Annotated in this window: 21 protein-coding genes; 10 read left to right on the top strand and 11 right to left on the bottom strand. The window is 70.5% G+C overall.

Features of this window, described 5'->3' with window-relative positions; all coding sequences use genetic code 11:
- Positions 1-42: 42 nt before the first annotated feature.
- Complete coding sequence (locus ACWCRB_RS01090) at positions 43-684, bottom strand: TetR/AcrR family transcriptional regulator (RefSeq protein ID WP_450993980.1); 642 nt, start codon at positions 682-684, stop codon at positions 43-45.
- 313 nt (positions 685-997) lie between these two features.
- Here ACWCRB_RS01090 and ACWCRB_RS01085 point away from each other — a divergent pair, with 313 nt between their 5' ends.
- From ACWCRB_RS01085 to purU, 5 genes are all read left to right on the top strand, one after another.
- Positions 998-1,891 carry a dioxygenase family protein gene (locus ACWCRB_RS01085; protein WP_450993979.1) on the top strand — a complete coding sequence of 298 codons (894 nt, stop codon included), beginning with the start codon at positions 998-1,000 and terminating at the stop codon, positions 1,889-1,891.
- Positions 1,892-2,012: 121 nt separating this feature from the next.
- Positions 2,013-3,431, top strand: coding sequence for a vanillate/3-O-methylgallate O-demethylase (gene ligM, locus ACWCRB_RS01080; protein WP_450993978.1), 1,419 nt, complete (start codon positions 2,013-2,015; stop codon positions 3,429-3,431).
- Positions 3,428-4,333, top strand: a complete 906-nt coding sequence (locus ACWCRB_RS01075; RefSeq protein ID WP_450993977.1) for a methylenetetrahydrofolate reductase — start codon at positions 3,428-3,430, stop codon at positions 4,331-4,333. The genes ligM and ACWCRB_RS01075 overlap by 4 nt, the downstream gene beginning before the upstream one ends.
- A gap of 202 nt (positions 4,334-4,535) precedes the next feature.
- Positions 4,536-4,697: a hypothetical protein gene (locus ACWCRB_RS01070; protein WP_450993976.1), complete on the top strand. Its 162-nt coding sequence runs from the start codon at positions 4,536-4,538 to the stop codon at positions 4,695-4,697.
- Complete coding sequence (gene purU, locus ACWCRB_RS01065) at positions 4,694-5,563, top strand: formyltetrahydrofolate deformylase (protein WP_450993975.1); 870 nt, start codon at positions 4,694-4,696, stop codon at positions 5,561-5,563. Before ACWCRB_RS01070 ends, purU begins: the two co-directional genes overlap by 4 nt.
- 377 nt (positions 5,564-5,940) lie before the next feature.
- On the opposite strand, the gene ACWCRB_RS01060 is transcribed toward purU, so the two are convergent.
- The 4 genes from ACWCRB_RS01060 to ACWCRB_RS01045 form a co-directional block, all read right to left on the bottom strand.
- A complete protein-coding gene (locus ACWCRB_RS01060) occupies positions 5,941-6,810 on the bottom strand; it encodes an IclR family transcriptional regulator (protein WP_450993974.1) in 870 nt (289 codons plus the stop codon).
- 226 nt (positions 6,811-7,036) lie between these two features.
- Positions 7,037-7,240 (bottom strand): 2-hydroxymuconate tautomerase, encoded by a 204-nt coding sequence (locus tag ACWCRB_RS01055; RefSeq protein WP_450993973.1) that lies wholly within the window; start codon positions 7,238-7,240, stop codon positions 7,037-7,039.
- 19 nt (positions 7,241-7,259) lie between these two features.
- Positions 7,260-8,033 carry a 2-keto-4-pentenoate hydratase gene (locus tag ACWCRB_RS01050; RefSeq protein WP_450993972.1) on the bottom strand — a complete coding sequence of 258 codons (774 nt, stop codon included), beginning with the start codon at positions 8,031-8,033 and terminating at the stop codon, positions 7,260-7,262.
- Positions 8,034-8,224: 191 nt separating this feature from the next.
- Positions 8,225-9,142 carry a fumarylacetoacetate hydrolase family protein gene (locus ACWCRB_RS01045; RefSeq protein ID WP_450993971.1) on the bottom strand — a complete coding sequence of 306 codons (918 nt, stop codon included), beginning with the start codon at positions 9,140-9,142 and terminating at the stop codon, positions 8,225-8,227.
- 77 nt (positions 9,143-9,219) lie between these two features.
- Here ACWCRB_RS01045 and ACWCRB_RS01040 point away from each other — a divergent pair, with 77 nt between their 5' ends.
- Genes ACWCRB_RS01040 through ACWCRB_RS01025 form a run of 4 tightly spaced genes read left to right on the top strand, consistent with a single transcriptional unit; the run spans position 9,220 to position 11,471 of the window.
- The gene (locus tag ACWCRB_RS01040) at positions 9,220-9,411 is read left to right on the top strand and encodes a hypothetical protein (RefSeq protein ID WP_450994064.1); all 192 of its coding nucleotides are present in this window, start codon (positions 9,220-9,222) and stop codon (positions 9,409-9,411) included.
- Entirely contained in the window at positions 9,408-10,649 is a 1,242-nt protein-coding gene (locus ACWCRB_RS01035; RefSeq protein WP_450994062.1) for a DUF3500 domain-containing protein, read from the top strand. The genes ACWCRB_RS01040 and ACWCRB_RS01035 overlap by 4 nt, the downstream gene beginning before the upstream one ends.
- Before the next feature lie 11 nt (positions 10,650-10,660).
- Positions 10,661-11,266, top strand: a complete 606-nt coding sequence (locus ACWCRB_RS01030) for a nuclear transport factor 2 family protein (protein ID WP_450993970.1) — start codon at positions 10,661-10,663, stop codon at positions 11,264-11,266.
- Positions 11,235-11,471, top strand: coding sequence for a Rieske 2Fe-2S domain-containing protein (locus tag ACWCRB_RS01025; protein WP_450994061.1), 237 nt, complete (start codon positions 11,235-11,237; stop codon positions 11,469-11,471). Before ACWCRB_RS01030 ends, ACWCRB_RS01025 begins: the two co-directional genes overlap by 32 nt.
- A 184-nt stretch (positions 11,472-11,655) precedes the next feature.
- Here ACWCRB_RS01025 and ACWCRB_RS01020 read toward each other — a convergent pair whose 3' ends face one another.
- From ACWCRB_RS01020 to ACWCRB_RS01010, 3 genes are read right to left on the bottom strand one after another with little or no spacing between them, the layout of a single operon-like run.
- On the bottom strand, positions 11,656-12,732 hold the full coding sequence (locus ACWCRB_RS01020; protein ID WP_450993969.1) for a maleylacetate reductase: 1,077 nt from the start codon (positions 12,730-12,732) through the stop codon (positions 11,656-11,658).
- Complete coding sequence (locus ACWCRB_RS01015) at positions 12,716-13,657, bottom strand: dioxygenase family protein (protein WP_450993968.1); 942 nt, start codon at positions 13,655-13,657, stop codon at positions 12,716-12,718. Before ACWCRB_RS01015 ends, ACWCRB_RS01020 begins: the two co-directional genes overlap by 17 nt.
- A gap of 32 nt (positions 13,658-13,689) precedes the next feature.
- Positions 13,690-14,883 (bottom strand): FAD-dependent monooxygenase, encoded by a 1,194-nt coding sequence (locus tag ACWCRB_RS01010; RefSeq protein ID WP_450993967.1) that lies wholly within the window; start codon positions 14,881-14,883, stop codon positions 13,690-13,692.
- A 135-nt stretch (positions 14,884-15,018) separates the two neighbouring features.
- Here ACWCRB_RS01010 and ACWCRB_RS01005 point away from each other — a divergent pair, with 135 nt between their 5' ends.
- Entirely contained in the window at positions 15,019-15,792 is a 774-nt protein-coding gene (locus ACWCRB_RS01005; RefSeq protein WP_450993966.1) for an IclR family transcriptional regulator, read from the top strand.
- A gap of 679 nt (positions 15,793-16,471) precedes the next feature.
- Here the strand turns inward: ACWCRB_RS01005 and ACWCRB_RS01000 are convergent.
- From ACWCRB_RS01000 to ACWCRB_RS00990, 3 genes are read right to left on the bottom strand one after another with little or no spacing between them, the layout of a single operon-like run.
- Positions 16,472-18,163: a dipeptide ABC transporter ATP-binding protein gene (locus ACWCRB_RS01000; RefSeq protein ID WP_450993965.1), complete on the bottom strand. Its 1,692-nt coding sequence runs from the start codon at positions 18,161-18,163 to the stop codon at positions 16,472-16,474.
- Positions 18,160-19,101, bottom strand: coding sequence for an ABC transporter permease (locus tag ACWCRB_RS00995; RefSeq protein WP_450993964.1), 942 nt, complete (start codon positions 19,099-19,101; stop codon positions 18,160-18,162). Before ACWCRB_RS00995 ends, ACWCRB_RS01000 begins: the two co-directional genes overlap by 4 nt.
- Entirely contained in the window at positions 19,098-20,057 is a 960-nt protein-coding gene (locus ACWCRB_RS00990) for an ABC transporter permease (RefSeq protein WP_450993963.1), read from the bottom strand. The genes ACWCRB_RS00995 and ACWCRB_RS00990 overlap by 4 nt, the downstream gene beginning before the upstream one ends.
- Between the last annotated feature and the right edge of the window lie 2 nt (positions 20,058-20,059).

Below are 20,059 nucleotides of genomic sequence, written 5' to 3'. Positions count from 1 at the left end.
GTGCGTGGCCGTGCTCCCGGTCGGCGGGGAGCACGGCCACTGTCATTCCTGGGGCTCGCCCTCCACGGGGGCGGTATCCGCCGAAGCATCGCCGACCGCGGCGTGGTCGTCCGGTGGCGTCTCGTTCACCGTCGCTTCGGCCAGCGCGGAGATGATCCGGCCCACCTGCTCCGCGTAGTGGTCGATGAACTCCGGTGAGGCGGGGTCCTGCCCGGTGAGCTCACGGCTGATCCACGGGAGGGCCACCGGGGCGATCGAGGCGGCGAAGAAGACGAGGGACAGGGCTCCGACGTCGAGATCACTGCGGAACTCACCGCGCCGCTGCCGCTCGCGGAGTTCCTCGACGTGCTTGAACAACTCGGTGGCCCGCTCGTCCTCGGCGGGTGGCCGTGTGTCGGGCTCCTCGCGTGTCAGCGTGTGCACCCACGCGGGGTCCTCATGCGCCCAGTGGACGTAGCGGCGAGTGGCCTCCGCGAAGGTATGCGTCTGGCTGACCTGCATGGACTCCTCGAGCCACCGCTCGCTCAGCGCCTCGTACAGTCCGCGCTTGCCCCCGAAGTAGTAGGTGATCAGCTGATGACTCACACCGGCCGACTCCGCGATACGGACGACCCGGGCCCCGTCGAAACCGTGGGCGCCGAATTCCGCGCCGGCCGCGGCCAGAATGGCCCGTCGGGTGCCCACGGGGTCTCGCTGGCGGTCGGGATTCTTGGGGTGCCTCCGGCGCTGCTGTCTGCCGGACGGTGCTGTCGGCTTCCCTGACGTTTCCTCCGCTGCCACAGGGACGACACTACCCGCGCCCTTGTTGGATGGGCCAACTACCTTTGCCGGTCCGACGTCCCGTGCGGTTCGTTCCCCGCGCGAGAACTTCCGAAAAGCGGAAGCCGCCTGTCATCGCGGTACGACACACGCCAGAGTCGGCCACGTCGAACTCGTGCCGGCACCCGACCGCACCCGGCCCGGCACGACGATTTCCGCACGGGCTGGAGACGCGCAAATGATCATCGAAGATCAGTGGGACGTCACGAAGGCGGCACTGGCGGTCATGGACCGCACCCAGGATCCGCGGCAGCGCGAGATCCTTCGTTCTCTGGTCGACCATCTCCACGCCTTCGTACGCGACGTGCGGCTGACGGAGAAGGAGTTCCAGGCCGCGACGGGCATCGTGAACCGCATCGGGCAGGCCACCACCGATACGCACAACGAGGCGGTGCTCATGGCGGGGTCGCTGGGCATCTCGTCGCTCGTGTGTCTGCTCAACAACGGCAGCGACGGAGTGACCGAGACGCAGCAGTCACTGCTCGGCCCGTTCTGGCGGATGCACTCGCCGCGTACCGAGAACGGCGACAGCATCGTGCGTTCGCCGACCGAGGGTCCCGCCCTGTTCGTCGCGGCCAGGGTCCTCGACGAGGCGGGCGAACCGGTCGTCGGCGCCGAGGTCGACGTCTGGCACTCCTCGCCCGAGGGCCTGTACGAGAACCAGGATCCCGATCAGGCCCTGATGAACCTCCGCGGCAAGTTCACCACCGACCAGGACGGACGGTTCTGGTTCCGCTCGGTCAAGATGGCCGGCTACCCGATCCCCACCCACGCGGTCGTCGGGGAACTCCTCGCGGCGCAGAACCGCCATCCCTTCCGCCCCGCACACCTGCACTTCCTCATCTTCAAAGAGGGCTACAAGACCGTCATCTCGCAGATCTACAGCAGTGACGACCCGAAGCTGGAGAGCGACGTCCAGTTCGGCGTCACCCGCGCCACCATCGGCGACATCACCGGTCATTCCGAGCCGCACCCCGAACACCCCGGCCTCGAGACCCCCTGGTACTCGCTGGAAAAGGAGTTCGTGATGCGGGCCGGCCGGGCGGAACTGCCGCGACCGCCCATCGCGTAACCCCCGCACTGACACGTCCGCCCAGGACGGCGAGCCGTCGCGTTCGCTCACCCGACGCCCCGCCGTGGTTCGGCATGCCCCACGCCCTGGTCCACCCCCCCCGCAGCACAGTGAGGAACCCATGAGCCCGAAGAACCTCCAGGAACTGCTCGACGCGTCCGGCAACCCGGTGGAGTTGCTGAGGAACTCCCAGATCGGTGCCTTCATCTACCCGGTCGTCCCGGCCGAGTTCAGCAACTGGCGACGCGAACAGCGCGCCTGGCGGGAGACCGCGGTGCTGTTCGACCAGTCGCACCACATGGTGAACCTGTTCGTCTCCGGCAAGGACGCGCTGCGGCTGATCGCCGAGACCGGCGTCAATAGCGTGGCCCGGTTCCCGGTCGGCATGGCCAAGCAACTGGTGGCCGTCACCCCGGCCGGGCACGTGATCGGCGACAGCATCCTGTTCCGGACCGCCGAGGACCGCTTCGAGTCGATCGGCCGCGCCCCGCTGGCCAACTGGCTGGCCTTCCGGGCCGCCACCGGCGGTTACGACGTGGACGTCCGGTTCGACGCGCGCTCCCCGATGCGTCCGTACGGCAATGCCGTGCGGCGGGAGCTGTGGCGGTTCCAGATCCAGGGCCCGTACGCCTGGCAGATCATCGAGAAGCTCAACGGCGGCAAGGTCGAGCAACTGCCGTTCTTCCGGATGAGCACGATGACGATCGCCGGGGAGCGGGTCGGCACGCTGCGCCACGGCATGGCGGGAGCACCCGGTCTGGAGATCTGGGGGCCCTACGAAGGCTACGAGAAGATCCGCGAGACCATCCTGGCGGCCGGACAGGAGTTCGGCATGGAGGCGGTCGGATCGCGTACGTACGCCTCCAACACCCTGGAGTCCGGCTGGATCCCGTCGCCGCTGCCCGCCGTGTACAGCGGCGAGGAACTCCGCCCGTACCGCGAGTGGCTGCCCGTCGACAGCTACGAGGCGGTCAACTCCCTCGCGGGCAGCTTCGTCTCCTCGGACATCGAGGACTACTACCTCACCCCGTGGGAGCTGGGCTACGGCTCCTTCGTGAAGTTCGACCACGACTTCGTGGGCCGGGACGCCCTGGAGGCCCTCACCCCGGAGACGCTGCGGCGCAAGGTGACCCTCGCGTGGCACCCGGACGACTTCGCGAAGGTGCTGGCCTCGCCCGCGGACCCCGCCGGCCCCGGCCACCACGCCTTCGAACTGCCGGTGGCCAACTACGGGTCGTCCAACTACGACGCGGTGATCGACGGCGACGGCCGTGTCGTGGGCCTGTCGATGTTCACCGGATACAGCTCCAACGAGCGCCGGGCACTGTCCCTGGCCACGGTGGACCCGGATCTCCCGCTCGGCGCCGAGGTCAGCGTGGTGTGGGGCGAGCCGGACGGCGGGACGCGCAAGCCCACCGTCGCCCCGCACGAGGAGATCGCGGTTCGTGCCACGGTCAGTCCGGTTCCCTACGCGGAGGTCGCCCGTGAGCAGTACCAGCCGGGCTGGCGCACCGCGGCGACAGGGACTCCGGCGGCATGACCGAGAAGTTCGACGTGGCGCCGCGGCGCGTGGGAGGGCCCCCGGTGCGGTCGGCCGGTGTGGCCGGGTCGCGGCGGGCCGGCCTGGCGCGGGCGCTGCGGGAGGCGACGTACGAGGTGCTTCCCTTCCGGGCCACGGAGGAGAAGGTTCTCGCACACGTGTCCAAGGACGTGGCGCTCACCGTGACCACCACCGAGACGAAGGGGCTGGGCCCGACGCTCGACCTCGCCGTCCGGCTCCGCCGCCACGGCTACCGCGTCGCACCCCACCTGGCCGCCCGCCTGGTGCGGGACGAGGCCCAGCTCGCCGACATCGTGGCGCAGTTGAGCGAGGCGGACGTCGACGCGGTGTTCGTCGTCGCCGGCGACGCCGCCGAGCCCACGGGAGACTTCCCCGACGCGCTCAGCCTCCTCGAAGGGCTCAAGGACCTGGGACACCGGTTCTCGACGGTCGGGATCGGGGGCTACCCGGAAGGTCACGCCAAGATCGCCCCCGACGCGATGTCCCGTGCGCTCGACGCCAAGTCCCCGCACGCGACCCAGATCATCACGCAGCTCTGCTTCGACCCCTCGACCACATTGGAGTGGGCTCGCGCTGTCCGCGCCCACGGGGTGGACCTGCCGATCAGGGTCGGGATCCCGGGGGCGGTCAACCGTCAGAAGCTCATCCGTATCTCGTCGACTCTGGGGCTGGGGCAGTCGGCGCGGTTCCTGCGCAAGCAGCGCAGCATGCTCTGGCGCTTCTTCCTCCCCGGCGGCTACAGCCCCAACCGGCTGGTGCAGAGCCTCTCCTCCGCCTTCGGCCAGGCCGACAACGGCCTCGACGGCCTGCACGTCTTCACGTTCAACGAATTGGCCGAGACCGAGAGCTGGCGTCAGAACTGGCTCGCCCGTCTGTCGTGATGGCCGGCGACGGCTTCGGCTCCGCGGCCCACGAACGTCGGCTGCGGAAGCCGGCGGAGGAGCTGGGGGTCGTGGATCCGGAGGTGCCGGGCATCCTCGTGCCGTGTCCCCTGCCAGGGCACATCGACGCGGCGGCCGTGTTCCGTGCCCTGCACCCACTACACATGGTCGCTGACGTCGATTTCGGCTCGGTCGCCCCCGTGTGCGGGCCATCACCCCGGTGCCCGGCGGTGTGGGGCCGGTGACCGACGTGTGGCTGCCGCACAACACGGTGACGGCAGCACGGTTCCTCGCCGGGCACGAGGCCACCGGAACCGATCCGCTCCCGCCCACTGGAAACCGAACACTTGTGGAGGCGTCGTGACCCCGATCCGCTCCGAGCATCTCGTCCTGAGCCTGTCCGGGCCGGACTCCCCGGGCATCGTGCACGCGGTGACGGGGGCGCTGGTCGACGCGGAGTGCACCATCGTCGAGAGCCAGCAGTTCAGGGATCCGAGCGAGGACGCCTTCTTCCTGCGCGTCGGATTCGCGCGGGCGGGCGGCGGCGAACTCGACGTGGACGCTCTGCGCCGGCGGGTGAGTCAGGTCGCGGACCGTTTCGGCATGACCTGGCGCCTCGACGACGCGTCCCGGCGGACGCGCGTGGTCATCATGGTCAGCAAGTTCGCGCACTGTCTCAACGACCTGCTGTTCCGCAACTCCATCGGCGAACTCAACCTCGACGTCGTCGCCGTCGTGTCCAACCACCCCGACCTCGGCCGAATCGCCGACAACTACGGGGTGCCCTTCCGGCACATCCCCGTCACCCGCGAGACCAAGCCCCAGGCCGAACAGGCCCTGCTCGACCTCGTCCGCGACGAACACGTCGATCTGGTCGTGCTGGCCCGCTACATGCAGATCCTCTCCGACGACCTCTGCAAACAGCTCGACGGCCGTGCGATCAACATCCACCACTCGATGCTGCCCAGCTTCAAGGGCGCCCGGCCCTACCACCAGGCCCACGCCCGAGGAGTCAAGTTCATCGGCGCCACCGCCCACTACGTCACGGCGGACCTCGACGAGGGCCCCATCATCGAGCAGGAGATCCTGCGGGTCGATCACTCACTGACCCCTGACCAACTCGCGGCGCGCGGCCGTGAGGCCGAGACCCGCGCTCTGGCCCGCGCCGTCCGCTGGCACACCGAGAACCGGGTCACCCTCAACGGCAACAGGACCGTCGTCTTCGGCTGACCCCACCCGCACCCGCCGGTTGAGCCACCGGTCGCTCCGGCTGTGTCCCGCACCGTGCGATGGGCACATCCGGTGGGAGCACCCCGGAGGCATACGGACCGGCGCGGGACACCCGCGACGCGGAGCACATCCTCGGCCATGAGGTGGACATGCCTCGGAGATCATTCGGGTTCGAGGAGCCGGCCGGCCGCGGCCAGGGTGAGGATCGCGCCCGCTCGGGCGACGGCGAGCCCCCGCTCCCACCGCGGCGGTGCGCGGATTCGGTTCGTACAGGCTCAGGTCGGGCGCCATCGGGCCGCCGACACTGCCGGCGACCGGTGCTCCGACGATCAGCGCCATCACGAGCGCGACCGAGATGCGGGGCGTTGTCCCGACTCTCAGGTGCCTGCCGACGTTTTCCGTTCGATTGCCAGCCCCCGGGAGATGCCGCGTGCGGCTGTCTGCAACAGCGGTACGAGCGTGACGGGCGAGGCGTATCCGGCGGGCACGACGAGGCCGAGCGCGGCGACCGTCGTACCGTCGGCGCCGCGGACGGGCACGGCCACCGACATCGCGTCCTCGGTGACCTCACGGTCACTGACGGCGAATCCCTGCTCGCGTACGGCAGCCAGGACGCGTCGCAGATCGCGGGGCTCGGTGACGGTGTACGAGGTGAAGGCCTCCAAGGGCCCGGCAAGCACCTCCTCCTGCACGGACGACGGGGCGTGGGCGAGCAGCAGTCGTCCCACCCCGGTCGGGTGCAACGCAAACCGTCCCCCGACGTGGTTCATGACAGGCACCGCGGAACGGTCGGTGATGCGTTCGACGAAGACGGCGTCATGGCCTTCCCGGACCGCGAGCTGCACGTTGTGACGGGTGACGAGGAAGACGTCCTCCATGAAGGGGAACGCGACCTCCCGCAGGCCGAGTCCACGGGGAGCGAGTGAGGCGAACTCCCAGACGCGCAGTCCGATCTGGTACTCCCCGGAAGGGAGACGCTCAAGGATCGAGCGGTCGCACAGCGTCCCCACGAGACGGTGGACGGTGGTGAGAGGGAGCCCGGTGCGGTGGGACAACTGCGTCAAAGTGAGGACAGGCCGCTCCCAGGTGAATGCGGTCAGGATGTCCACCACCCGGTTGATCACCGGTCCGGTCTCGCCACGGGAGTGCCGCCCGCCGTGTCGTGGCGGAGGTCCGTCGGGCGGCGAGATGTCGTCCACGGGCAGGGCCGCACTGGCTCTGCCCAGGCTGTGGTAATCCCTCGTCACGTGCAGACCTCATTCCCCAGGGACCGGGGACGACGGCCCGTGACGGCGCCACCGTCGGCTCACCGCTCCTGATCCTGACCTCGGACCGCTCCTTTCCACCAGCCCTCTTCCACATTTCGGAATCCGTTGGCGGTGGCCGCGGCGGCTCCGCGGGTGGTGCTGGGCGAGGCCGGGCCGGGTGGTCCGTGACGCGGTGGTTCACGAGGCGGTGCCGGGACCGGCGTCGTCACCTCGTGTCGGCCGCCCGTAGATCCGCGAGGGTCTCGCCGCCCACGAACCAGTGGTCCGGTTCGTACTCGGTCAGCACCACACGGATCGTCTCGCGCCGCGCGCCGATCGTTCCCTCGACCGCGGCCGTCAGGGCCTCACCGAGCGCCTGTAGCTGCTCGGGCGAGCGGCCCTTCGCGAGTGACACCTGGATCACAGGCATGGACTTGCCTCCTCCTGGTCTACTTGCAGTCCAGCCGGAGCGAGCCCAGCCGGTCGACGGAGGCGACGACGACGTCGCCCGGGGTTACGTGGACCGCTGCGGTCAGCCCTCCGGAGAGGACGACCTCGCCCGCGCGCAGGCCCTCGCCCTCGGCGGCGAGCTGCCGGGCCAGCCACGCCACCGCTTCGGCCGGGTGGCCGAGGGAGGCGGCGCCTGTTGCCGTCCCGACGACCTCGCTGTTCTTCTCCATGGTCACGCCGACCAGATCGAGGTCGATTCCCTCCGGGGCGACCGGGTCGCCGACGACGAACCTCCCGGCCGAGGTGTTGTCCGCGACGACGTCGGCCATCGTGAACCGGTAGTCCGTGAAACGGGAGTCGAGGACCTCGATCCCGACCGCCACGCCGGACGACGCGGCGACCACGTCCGCCGCGGTCACGTCCGCCCCGGCGAGGTCACGGCCGAGTACGAACACGATCTCCGGCTCGCACCGCGGCTGGATCAGCGACGCGGTGTCGAGCGGCTCGCCCGGGTTCACGGCGTTCGCCTCGGCCAGAAAGCCGTAGATGGGGCTGTCCACCCCTACCTGCGTCTGCTTGGCCCGTGAGGTCAGGCCCAGTTTCCAGCCTACGAGAGGGCCCGCGGCGGACCGCAGCTCGCGCTGTATCCGGTAGGCGGTCACGATGTCGAGCTCAGGGTGCTCGGCCGACAGCGGCTCGATGGAGGTGCGGTCGGTCACGGCCTTGGTCAGCCGGGCGGCCAGCTCCGCCACAGTGGTCTCGGTGACGCTCATGTCACTCCTTCATTCGACGATCCTGCGTCACTCTGGATCGGTCTGCGTCGTCGGCCTAGCCCGCTTCCACATTTCGGAAGGCGAAGTTCCCGCACGGACGTTGACGTTGGGCGCCTCCAGAGACGCCTCGCCGTTGACCGGAGGCATACGTTCGGTCCGGACGCGACCCCGACATGACCCGCGCAGGCGCCTCAGCGGCCCTGCGAGAGAGGGTCCGAGCGGGCCTCCGGAGAAGGCTGACGTCGCTCTGTTCGCCGGGAGATGGGATTCCGGCGGTGCTCGTCGCCGACGATCGTGTTGCGCAGTGTCCCGAGACGCTCCACATCGACCTCCACCACGTCGCCCGGAACCAGCAACCAGGGCGGGGTACGGGCGTAGCCGACACCGGACGGGGTGCCGGTGGCCAGCAGGTCACCGGGGTGCAGTGTGACGGTGCGGGAGATGTGGGCCAGCGTTTCGCCTACAGGGTGGATCATGTCGCTGGTCGACGCGTCCTGGACGGTCACGCCGTTGACCCGGGTCCGCACCCGCAGCCCGTCCCGCAGGTCGCCGACCTCACCGGTCGGCACCATCGGCCCCAGCGGGCCTGAACCGTCGGCGTTCTTCCCGAGAGTCCACTGCGAGGTCAGCTTCTGGGCCCGCCGCGCGGTGACGTCGTTGAACGTCGAGTAGCCGACCACAGCCGCGAGCGCCTCGACGGGGTCGGCGTCCACCAGCGTCCGGCCCACCCAGGCCACGATCTCGCCCTCCCAGTCCAGACCGTCCTCGGCGGAGGGCACGGGTATCTCCGCTCCACCGATCGTCAGCGACCGCGTCCACCGGGCGAACAGCGTGGGGTTCTCGGGCAGTTCCTGTGCCCGGTACGAGCCTTCGGCGGCGTGCTCGAGATAGTTCAGCCCGATGCAGAGCACCTGTGCCTCCGGCAGCACAGGCGGCACCAGGCACGCGTCACCCACCGGCACTGTCCCGCCGGCTGGTGGACGGGCCAGCCATGACTCGGGATCGGCCCAGAACTCCCGAAGCCCGGCCACTACGGTGCAGCTCTCGCCGTCGGGCGACAGGTCCGCCACACGGGTTTCGCCGTCGAGCACCACTCCCACGATCCGCATCCGGACTCCCACCTTTGAGGCGAAGCTGCGCGAGAAAACCTCTATAAAGGTTACAACCTTTATGATGGAATACTGTCGTGGTCACCGAGAAACCAGCCCTGCTGGTCGGCCTCAGCGCCCCTGGCGGCACACGCGCCGAACAGCTCGCCACAGCCCTGGAGGACCGCATCCGTGGACTGACTCCCGACTCGCCGGTAGGCACCATCGAGGCGTCCGGGAGCCCGCCCGCCCCGGCGAGGAGGCTCCCGTCGCCGCGGCACGGGACCTGACGGCGGCACTCGACGAGGACGGCCGCACCAAGCTGAGCCACCCGGTGGACGCGATCGAGTGGCAGACCTGGTCGAACCCGGAGTTCCCGCAGTTCGACACCGGCATTCGGCTGGAGTTTCAGCCGCCCGAGGTGCGGGAGAGGGCGCTCGCACTGATCGAGGCGTCGCTGAGCCCCGACGGCTTCCGCCTGGTGCGCGACATGATGCTGATCAACGGTTTCCTCGGCGAGGTCGTGGGCCTGGAGACCATCCTCATCGAGTTCAGCTACAACTTCGCGCTCTACGGGAGCCCCGACCTCGTGGAGCCGTGGGGCCGTCAGCTGTTCGGCCACCACTGCGCCGTCAACTGTCTCGTCGTGGAGGGGCGCATGGTTCTCAGTCCGGTCTTCCTGGGCGCCGAACCGAACGAGATCGACGCGGGCCCTCGCGCCGGCACGGCGGCGTTCACGGACCGGATCCGGCTCGGAACGGACCTGATGGCCGCGCTGCCCCCGGATCTGCGCGCCGCCACGACCGTGTACCGGCGGATGGCCGACCCCGAGATGCCTCCCGGCCGGGTCCATCCCGGAGACGAGCGGCACCTCGCCGGCGCCTTCCAGGACAACCGGGTGATCCCGGTCGAAGGCCTTCGCGCCGCGGACATGCCCGAGCGGCCCCGGCGGATCCTGCGGGAACTCGTCGAGTCGTTCGTGTCCCTGCTGCCCGACGGCCCGTGCACGGCCCGGATGCGTGAGATCCGCGACCACCTCGACGCCACCTGGTTCAGCTGGATCGGCGGGCACGCGGCAGGCGATGTCTTCTACTACCGGATCCAGTCCCCGGTGCTCACCGCCGAACTTCCTCGACTACGACACCCCGAAGCCCTTCCACATCCACACCGTGGTCCGCACTCCCCACGGAAACGACTACGGCCGCGCCTGGCGGGAACGACGGTCCGCTTGAGCAGCGGTCCTTCCATGTCGTTGCGTCCGTCGGGTACCTCTGGCACGCGCCCCACACCCAGATCTACGGCGAGCCGCGCAAGTTGGAGTCCGGCGGTCTCATCGAGGGCGAGGAGGTGCCTCGCGGCGAGAACGCGAGGAAGCGCCGGTACAGCCTCACAGAGGCAGGCCGGGACCAGCTGCGCTCCTGGGTGGGCGAGTCCGGAGGCGCACGCACGGTTCCACGAGGACGCCGAGGCGTTGTACGAGAAGCAGCGCGAGGACATCCTCGCCCGCAGGCTACCGGTGGACAAGTGACGGAGGTCGCGATGAACGCGGATCAGATGAAGATCAGGCAGCTTGTGGAGAACTGGGTGCTGTGGCGGGACGCCGGCCACTGGGACCGGTTCGCCACCACCTGGCATCCGGACGGATGGATGAGCGCCACCTGGTTCCAGGGCCCGGCCGCGGACTTCATAGCCGCCAGCAAGCAGGGCTTCGACAACGGCGTCAGCATTCTGCACTTCCTCGGCGGACACACCTCGGACGTGGCGGGGGAGCGCGCCATCGCGCAGACCAAGATGACGATCAGTCAGCGCGCGGAGGTCGACGGCGTGTTGGTGGACGTGGTGTGCACCGGGCGCTTCTACGACTTCCTGTCCCGGGACAACGGCGAGTGGACGATTCTCCGCAGGCAGCCCATCTACGAGAAGGACCGCCTCGACGTCGTCGACCCCGGCGCCTCCCTCAACCTCGATCCCGAACTGCTCGCCCGGTTCCCCGTCGGGTACCGCCACCTCGGTTACGTACAGACGAAGGCCGGATTCTCGGTGAAGCCCGGCCTGCCGGGCCTGATCGGGAACACGGTCGCACGGCTCTACGCGGAGGGCGCCGCCTGGCTGGCTGGCGCCGAGCACCCAGGGGACCCCCGATGACCCGCCCTGCGGCGCAGGGGACTGCGCGCATGCATCCCCTGAACGCCCCGTCGCCCTGGCCGACGTGTGCCGGCACCGGCTCGTCCCGCTGTCGATGGGCCGACCGGACGGCGACGACCTGGTGTGTGCGGCAAGAGGCGGGTGTCGAGATCATGTACGACTGTCTGCACGGCGAATGCGGACTCTGCCGCGTCGACCACCGTGACGTGTTCCTGTGCTCCCGGCAGAGAACAGCGGGCCGCCAGACGTGGCACGTGTGTCCCGGATCGCCGGGCCCGGAGTCACCATCGACTGCTGAGTCCGTGACTGCCGAGACAAGGAAAAACGCCGGGCTTGCGCACCGGATTCGGTGCGCAAGCCCCGCATGAACACGGCCGCTGACCTCTGCCTCAGTTCTCCTCGCTGTCCGGCGCCAGTGGGTCGGTGCCCTGCCAGGCGGCTCGCAGCAACTGCCGCAGACCGTCGGGGGTCACAGGGCGTGGGTTGTCCGCCGGGACCACATCCAGGATCGCGTGCACGGCATCCTCGATGTCGGCCTCGTTGAAGCCGTAGTCGCGTAGTGCCCTCGGCGCATCCACCCAGCGCCGCAGCCGCTGCAAGCCCTCAAGGGCTGACACGGTGCCGAACGCTTCCGCGATCCGGCGCTCGGCCTCCGGTGCGGAATGTGCGTTGAACGCCAGCACATACGGCAGCACGACCGCGTGCGTCTGGGCGTGCGGCAGGTCGTACGCGCCCCCCAGCACATGGCAGATCTTGTGGTGCAGCCCCGAGCCCGCCGAGGAGAACGCCACCGCCGACAGGTAGGCCCCGTACAGGACCTGTTCACGGCCCTCGCGTTCGGCCGGGGCGGCCACCACGGCCGGCAATCCGGCCGCCAGCGCACGGATGCCCTCTCCCGCCAGCGCCTGGTCGATCGGGTCGGTACGCGGTGCCCACATGGAGTCCACACAGTGGGCGAGCGCGTTCAGTCCCGAGGCGACACTCATGGCCACCGGCAGCGACAACGTGAGGGTCGCGTCGTACACGATCGAGCGGGGCAGGACCCGTGCGTCGACTCCGGTGGTCTTGCGCGCCCCCTCGGTCAGGCCCCAGACGCTGGTGGCCTCCGACCCCGCGTAGGTCGTGGGAACGGCCACGATGGGGATGCCACTGGTCAGCGCGATCGCCTTCGCGAGGCCGGTTGTCGAACCCCCGCCGACACTGACGACGAGATCCACCTCGTGTGCGGCAGCCGCCGCGCGCGCCCGCGCGGCCGACGCGACCGGCACGTGCATCACCACCTCGTCGTGGCGGAGCACGACCGGCACCTCCGCGGTGACCTTCTCGGCCAGGCCGGTCTCGGGCGCCGCCGCGATCACCATCACCCGAGAGCCGCCCAGCCGCGCCACCTCGGCGCGCACTGTCGCCGGCGCTTCGCCGGGTGCGAAACAGACGCGCTGCGCCAGGGTTTCATGCTCGAATCGCACGTGAGCCCTCTCCTTCTGCCTGCCCTTCTGTCTGCCGAGGCGGGAGCACGATGTCGAACCGCACGCGGGACCAGGTGCGCCCGGTCAGGTCGCGTCCGTCGGGGGTCGGTGTGCCGGCCGGCTGCGGTCGGAACTGCTTGACGAGGGATTGCTTGACGCCGAAGACGGCGTCGGAGTCCAGGAGCCTGTCGCCTTCGACGAAGATATGGGTGACGAGGGTGCGCAGGCCGGGTGCGGTGGCCATGAAGTGCAGATGGGATGCGCGCAGCGGCGAGCGTGCGGTCCTGTCGAGGAGGTCTCCGACGGGTCCGTCGTGGGGGATGGGGTACGGCGTGGGAGTCAGCCCCCAGAACGCGTAGCCGCCCTGGTCGTCGGTGTGGAGGTGGGCTCGCCCGGCGAGGTGGTCGTCGTCGTACTGGACGTCGTAGAAGCCGTCCTCGTCGGCTTCCCATACTTCGAGGCGGGCGCCGGGGACGGGGTTGCCGTCGGTGTCCGTGACCGTGCCCTCGACCCAGCAGGGTTCTCCGGGGGCGCCGGCGGCCATGTCGCCGCCTATGGGGATCTCGGGGGACCCGTCCACGAAGAACGGGCCGACCACGGTGGCCTCGGTGGCGTCCGCGGTGGCTTCGTGGTTGACGTTGATGGTCTGCATGGAGGCGCCGAGAACGTCGGACAGCAGGACGAACTCCTGGCGGCGGTCGGTGGTGATGTGGCCGGCGGCGGTGAGGAAGTCGATGGCGTGCTGCCATTCGGTTTCGGTCAGGCGGACCTCGCGGACGAAGGCGTGCAGGTGCCGCACCAGGGCCTGCATCAGGTCCTTGAGCCGGGGGTCCGGCGTGTGCTGGAACGAGGCGAGCACCGTCTGGACCAGCTCGTCCTCGACCTGACGCTGTCGGCCCGACACGGTGGGAGCGGTGGTGGTCATGCTCGGGTTCCTCCTGTCGTCGACACGGCGGGTCACGCGGCGGACACCTCCTCGGCGTCGTGGCCGTAGATCCAGCCGTTGCTCACCAGCGGGTCGGACCCGGCCAGCGCCGCGTCACGCGCTTGTTGCTCGGGCCCGTCGGGCAGGTGGTTGATGTCTCTGCGGGCGTGACTGACCTGCTGAAGGCGCGTCGTCCGCTCGATGCGTGCCGACTCGTACCGCTTCAGCGCCTGTTCGGGGTCGTCCAGGGAGGAGGCGAGGCAGCGCGCCAGCACCGCGGCGTCCTCGATGGACTGGGCTGCGCCCTGGGCGAAGAAGGGGAACATGGGGTGCGCGGCGTCACCGAGCAGCGTGATCCTGCCTCGGCTCCAGTGCCGTAGGGGTGCCCGGTCCAGCAGCGCCCAGCGCCCGGGGACGCCGCCGGCGGTGATCAGGTCCGTCACTCGCGGGTCCCAGTCGGCGAACTCGGCGTGGAACTCCTCGATCGTGGCCTTCGTACTCCAGGACTCGTCGGTGAAGTCCCCGGCGGGGGCGAAGGCCACGACGTTGACGGCGCTCCCGTCGCCGATCGGGTAGTGCACGAAGTGCCGTCCGGGCCCGAGCCAGAGAGTCTGAGCGGGGCGAAGGGCGAAGTCGGGCGCGGCGTGGGCGGGCACGATGGTGCGGAACGCACAGATGCCGGAGTACTCCGGCGGCGCGGGTTCGGCCACTGCGCCACGGACGACGGAGTGCACACCGTCGGCGCCGATGACGACATCAGCCTCGGCCCGGCTGCCGTCGGCGAAGCCCAGCAGCGCGCCGCCCGGGCCCGCGTCGACCGACGTGCAGCGCGCGCCCAGCCGAATCCAATCGTCGGGCACGGCCGTCCTGAGGGTGCCGAACAGATCGGCCCGGTGGACGACGTAGGTGCGCTCGCCGTAGAGCCGCTCGCACACCTCGCTCAGCTTCTCCACCGAGAGCACGGTCCCGTCCGCCCAGCGGCGGAACTCCCAACCCCAGTCCAGCGGCACGGCTCGGCGGAGAAACCGCTCCATGACGTCCAGGCGACGCAGCAGCCGTGCGGCGTTGGGAGCCACGACCAGCCCGGCGCCGACCTCGGCGAGTGCGGGTGCCTGCTCGTAGACGGTGGCGGTCAGGCCCGCGCGGCGCAGGAAGGCGCCGGCGGCCAGACCGCCGATGCCACCCCCGATGATGGCGATCCGCGGGCCGTGCACAAGGGCGGGCATGGATCCACTCCTCTGCCTCGAAGGGAACGTCCTGGCAAGACCTCGATCCTCACCGACGTCCCGCACCGCCGAGAACGTCTATGTTCATTCAATGGACACCCTGTTTCGGCGGCCGTCCCGAGGAGCTGAAGTCTGATGCCGCGTTCCGGTCAGCCCGGTCGCAGCGTGAGCTCACGGCTGTTCGAGGTTCTCTTCGCGTTCAGGCCCGGCCGCTCCCGGCTCACCCTCGCCGACCTGACCCGGGAGACCGGGCTGCCCCATGCCACGGTGCGCCGACTGGCGCTGGAACTCGTCGAGGCCGGGGCGCTGGAGCGGGCACCGGACGGCGGGTTCACCGTGGGCATCCGGCTGTGGCAGCTGGGCACACTGGCGCCGCTGAGCGTCCCGCTGCGTACCGCGGCGCTCCCCTTCATGGACGACCTGCACCACGCTCTGCGCCAGCACGTGCAGCTCGCGGTACTGGAGGGCACCGAAGCGGTTCTCGTCGAGCGGCTGTCGGCGGACAACGCGGTCGACGTGATGTCGAAGGTCGGGGAGAGGCTGCCGCTGCACTGCTCCGCCGTGGGCAAGGTGCTCCTCGCCCACGCCGATCCCGAGCTGCTGGAACAGGTGATCGGGAAAGGGCTGTTGGCGTACACCGAGCGCACCGTCACCGACCCGGCGCGGCTGCGGACGATGCTGGCCGAGTGCCGCGAGAGCGGCGTGGCCGTCGTGCGTGAGGAAACGACACCCGGTGTCGACTCGGTGGCCACCCGGATCCTGAACGCCGACGGCGAGGTTGTCGCGGCCCTGTCCGTCGTCGTGGGCGCCGGGTCGGTCGACCTGCGGACGGTACGGCCGGCGGTCATCGCCTCAGGTCTGGCCGCGTCGCGCAGGCTGGGCTGGCACCCCTCGGCCGGCCTCCGATAGGCCGGGCTCCCAGAGATTGAGGCACGGCCCTTTGACGCGGGCGGAGAGCTGTACCTCACGGCGGAAGCGGGCTCGGAACTCGGGGTCCTCTGCCTGCGCGGCGTGGATGACCTTGACCGCCCATGCCGCCTGAGTCCAGGCGGCCGATGATCCGGTAAGAGCCGACCCGCTTGGGGTCGCCAGGGCGGGCAGGCTGCACCCGCCCAGCGGAGCGAGCGATGCTCACAGAGGGTCTGTTGCTGTTCTGCGATGAAGCGTCGTGGGGCCCGGCGCATCTCGGATGAGCCGTTCAGATCCGGCGGCTGGATGGTATCCGCGGGGAGCTGCAAGCAGGGGCGTTACCTCGGATATCGGTTGATGCCGCCTCGCCGTACCGGGTGCCTGATGGCAGCGCAGAGCAGGTCGGTGGGGACCAGTTGGGGACCACACGGTGTGTGCGATGGCGCACGCCGGAACCTCCCGCGCACGACTTGCGCCTAGGTCAAGTCTGCTTCGCGCGTTCCGGCGGCGCTTCTGGACGCTCGGGCGGGGGTCGCCGGTGATCAGGCGCTCGTCCTCCGGCGCGGCGAAGGGGAACGTGGAGACCGGGACCAGCACCGTGTACGGCTTGAGCGGTCCGCGGCCGGCGGTTGCGTCGAACGGTCCACCGCGTCGGCCGGCGAGGTGATGACGGGAGTGGTCATGCCGGTCCTCGGCTCGGGATCGGTTTCGCGGCGGCGTCGGCGAGGCGGCTGCCGGGGATCGCCGCGAGCAGCTCGCGGGTGTACTCGTGGCGGGGCTCGGTGAACAGGTCCTCGGGCGGTCCCGTCTCCACGACGCGCCCGGCCCGCATGACGGCGACCTGGTGCGCGATCTGCCGTACGACGGCCAGGTCGTGGGAGATGAAGAGGTACGCGACGCCGGTGTCCGCCTGCAACTCGGCCAGCAGCTCCAGGACTTGGGCCTGGACCGACACATCGAGCGCGGAGACCGGCTCGTCGCACACCACCAGGTCGGGGGAGAGGGCGAGCGCGCGGGCGATGGCGACGCGCTGCCGCTGTCCGCCCGACAGCTCCGCCGGGCGGCGCTCCAGTGTCGAGGCCGGCAGCGCGACCCGGTCCAGCAGGTCGCCGGCCCGGGCGAGCCGGGAGGCGCGGTCGCCGACCTTGAACGCCCGCAGCGGCTCGGTGATCACCTCGGCGATGGAGAAGCGCGGGTCGAGGGACGCGTACGGGTTCTGGTAGATGAGCTGGGCGCGCCGGCGCAGCTGTCGGACCTGGGCGCCCTTGGCCCGGGTGACATCGGTGCCGTCGAACAGGAGCTGTCCGGAGGTCGGTTCGGTGAGGCGGAGGACCAGACGGGCGGTGGTCGACTTGCCCGAGCCGGATTCGCCGACCAGGGCGAGGGTCTGCCCGTGACGCACGGTGAGACTGACGTCGTCGACCGCGCGCAGGGTACGGGTCTCGCCGCCGGCGCGCGGCAGCCTGAACTCCTTGACGATGTTGCGTACTTCGACCAGGGGAGCCGCCTCGTCGGCCGGTGCGGTGGAGGCAGGGGTGCGGGAGCGGGCCGTGGTGAGGCTCGGGGCGCTGGCCAACAGCCGCCGTGTGTACTCGTGTTGGGGGTCGGCCAGGACGGCACGGGTCTCACCCGCCTCGACGACCCTGCCCTGCTCCATCACCACCAGCCGCTGGGAGCGGTCGGCGGCCACCCCGAGGTCATGGGTCACCAGCAGGATCGCCGTGCCCAACTCCTCGGTGAGATGCTGGAGATGGTCGAGGATGACGCGCTGCACGGTGACGTCGAGCGCGCTGGTCGGCTCGTCGGCGACGATCAGCCTGGGCTTCGCGGCGATGGCGATGGCGATCAGCACCCGCTGCCGCATACCGCCGGACAGTTCGTGCGGGTACTGCCGGGCACGGACGGCCGCGTCGGGCAGCCCCGCCCGGTCCAGTACCGCGACCGCCTCGGCGGCCGCCGTACGACGGGTCGCCAGACCGTGGATGCGCAGCACCTCGGCGACCTGCTCGCCGATCCGCTTGACCGGGTTGAGCGAGACCGTCGGGTCCTGCGGGACCAGCCCGATCTGCGCGCCGCGCACGGCGCGCAGCTCCGCCTCCGACAGCGTCGCCAGGTCGTGCCGGCCGAAACGGACCGTGCCCGCGTCGATGGTGCCGTTCGCCGCAAGGAGCCGGGTGACGGCATGCGCCGTGGTGCTCTTGCCGGAGCCGGACTCGCCGACCACGGCGGTCACCTGCCCGGGCCGGACATCGAGGTCCACGCCCCGCACCGCCGGTACGGCACCGCCACGGGTGCGGTACGACACCGACAGGCCGCGGATCTCCAGCAGTGGTGCGGTCACGTCCTCACCGTTCTCTCGTACGTCGGTCATCGCCGGGACCACTCGCCGTCCAGCGCCCGGGCGATACGGTTGGTGGCCAGCACGGTCGCGGCGATGGCCAGACCGGGCAGCGCGGTCAACCACCAGGCGTTCGCCAGGTAGTTGCGGCCGTCGGAGATCAACGTCCCCCACTCCGGGGCGGGTGGCGGAGCGCCGTAGCCGAGGAAGCTGAGCGCCGACACGGCCAGGATCGAGGCGCCGAAGTCCAGCGTCGCCAGGACGATCACCGGGCCGGCCGCGTTGGGCAGGACGTGCCGTCCCAGCACCGAGTACCAGCGGGCCCCGCTCGCGCGGGACGCCTCGACGAACACCGCCTGCCGTACCCGCAGCACCTCGGCCCGCGCCACCCGGGCGAAGGAGGCGACGCTCGCGATGCCCACCGCGACCGCCACCTTCACCGTCCCGTACCCGAGCGCGGTGACGAGGGCCAGCGACAGGAACAGCGCGGGGATGGAGAGGAGGACGTCGACGAAACGCATCAGCACGTCGTCCACCCAGCGGCCCACGAACCCGGCGACCACACCGAGCAGACCGCCGACCACGAACGCGACCAGGACCGCGATGATCGTGGCCTCGAGGGAGAGCTGGGCGCCGTGGACCACGCGGGAGAACACATCGCGGCCCAGTTCGTCCGTACCGAACCAGTGACTCCCGCTCGGATCACGGAAGTTCTCGGACGGCACCCCCTTCAACGGGTCCTGCGAGGTGAACAGGTCCGGCCAGAAGGAGGCCAGCACCACCAGCACCACGACGACCGCCGACAGCAGCAGACCGGGACGGCGCAGCAGGAACCGCAACACCTCCCGTACGTCGGTCCGGCGACGGCCCGGGTCCGCGGGGGACCCGGCCCCGACCGGGCGGGCGAGACCGAGAGAGGCCTCCGCCCGGCCGGCCACGCCGTCGACGTCCTTGGCCAGACTCTGGCTCATGCGAAGCTCGCCCCCCTGTCCGAAGCGACCACGATCCGCGGGTCCAGGAGCGGATAGACGAGGTCGACGAGGAGATTCGTCGCCACGAAGATCAGCGCCCCGAACACCACCACCCCCTGGACCAGCGGGATGTCCTGGGAGGTGACCGCGGCCGCGGTCACCCGGCCCAGGCCGTCGCGGGAGAAGACCGTCTCGACGACCACCGAACCGGCGACCAGCTGGCCGACCAGCAGGCCCACGACCGTCAGCGCGGGCAGCGACGCGTTGCGCAGCGCGTGCCGCAGATGCACCCGCCACCGGCCGGCGCCCTTGGCCCGCGCGGTCTCCACATAGGCCTGGTCGAGGGCCGTGAGCAGGCTCTTGGCCAGCACCTGCGCGACCTGCGCGCCGGTCGGGATCGCCAGCGTGACGGCGGGCAGCACCAGCCCCTGGAGCCCGTCGTTGCCGAACGCCGGGAACCAGCGCAGCCGGAAGGAGAACGTCTCGACGAGCAGCAGCCCCACCCAGAACGTCGGGACCGACACCCCGAGCGGGGGCAGCGACAGCAGGAACTGCCGCAGCCACCGCCGCGAGGTGTACGTCGCCACCACCGCGAGACCGGCGCCGAACAGCACCGCCAGGAGCAGCGCGGTGCCGGTCAGCTGGAGCGTCTGCGGCAGCGCGTCGGCCACGGTGGAGGCCACCGGGCGGCCGGTGGAGATCGCGTCGCCGAAGTCGCCGCGCACCGCCCGGCCCAGATGGTCGGCGTACTGCACGAGCACCGGCTTGTCGAAGCCGTACTCGTGCCGCAGCGCGGCGAGTTGGGCCGGATCCACCTGCCCGGAGTCCATCCCCGCACTCGCCATCGCGGTGACCGGGTCACCGGGCAGGAAGTCCAGCACCAGGAACGACACCGTGTACGCCGCCCACAGCACGCCGACCGCCTGCGCCAGCCGCTTGATCACATACCGGCGCATGT

The sequence above is a fragment of the Streptomyces sp. NPDC002156 genome (genome assembly GCF_053593675.1).
The sequence above is the reverse complement of the archived record's forward strand: the minus strand, read 5'-3'. Positions and strand labels throughout refer to the sequence as shown.

Excerpts from the sequence above, each read along its gene's own strand:
- ACWCRB_RS01085 (WP_450993979.1), top strand. The coding sequence starts at position 998 with ATGATCATCGAAGATCAGTGGGACGTCACGAAGGCGGCACTGGCGGTC.
- ligM (WP_450993978.1), top strand. The coding sequence starts at position 2,013 with ATGAGCCCGAAGAACCTCCAGGAACTGCTCGACGCGTCCGGCAACCCG.
- ACWCRB_RS01075 (WP_450993977.1), top strand. The coding sequence starts at position 3,428 with ATGACCGAGAAGTTCGACGTGGCGCCGCGGCGCGTGGGAGGGCCCCCG.
- ACWCRB_RS01055 (WP_450993973.1), bottom strand. The coding sequence starts at position 7,240 with ATGCCTGTGATCCAGGTGTCACTCGCGAAGGGCCGCTCGCCCGAGCAG.
- ACWCRB_RS01050 (WP_450993972.1), bottom strand. The coding sequence starts at position 8,033 with ATGAGCGTCACCGAGACCACTGTGGCGGAGCTGGCCGCCCGGCTGACC.
- ACWCRB_RS01045 (WP_450993971.1), bottom strand. The coding sequence starts at position 9,142 with ATGCGGATCGTGGGAGTGGTGCTCGACGGCGAAACCCGTGTGGCGGAC.
- ACWCRB_RS01030 (WP_450993970.1), top strand. The coding sequence starts at position 10,661 with ATGAACGCGGATCAGATGAAGATCAGGCAGCTTGTGGAGAACTGGGTG.
- ACWCRB_RS01015 (WP_450993968.1), bottom strand. The coding sequence starts at position 13,657 with ATGACCACCACCGCTCCCACCGTGTCGGGCCGACAGCGTCAGGTCGAG.
- ACWCRB_RS01010 (WP_450993967.1), bottom strand. The coding sequence starts at position 14,883 with ATGCCCGCCCTTGTGCACGGCCCGCGGATCGCCATCATCGGGGGTGGC.
- ACWCRB_RS01005 (WP_450993966.1), top strand. The coding sequence starts at position 15,019 with ATGCCGCGTTCCGGTCAGCCCGGTCGCAGCGTGAGCTCACGGCTGTTC.
- ACWCRB_RS01000 (WP_450993965.1), bottom strand. The coding sequence starts at position 18,163 with ATGACCGACGTACGAGAGAACGGTGAGGACGTGACCGCACCACTGCTG.
- ACWCRB_RS00995 (WP_450993964.1), bottom strand. The coding sequence starts at position 19,101 with ATGAGCCAGAGTCTGGCCAAGGACGTCGACGGCGTGGCCGGCCGGGCG.
- ACWCRB_RS00990 (WP_450993963.1), bottom strand. The coding sequence starts at position 20,057 with ATGCGCCGGTATGTGATCAAGCGGCTGGCGCAGGCGGTCGGCGTGCTG.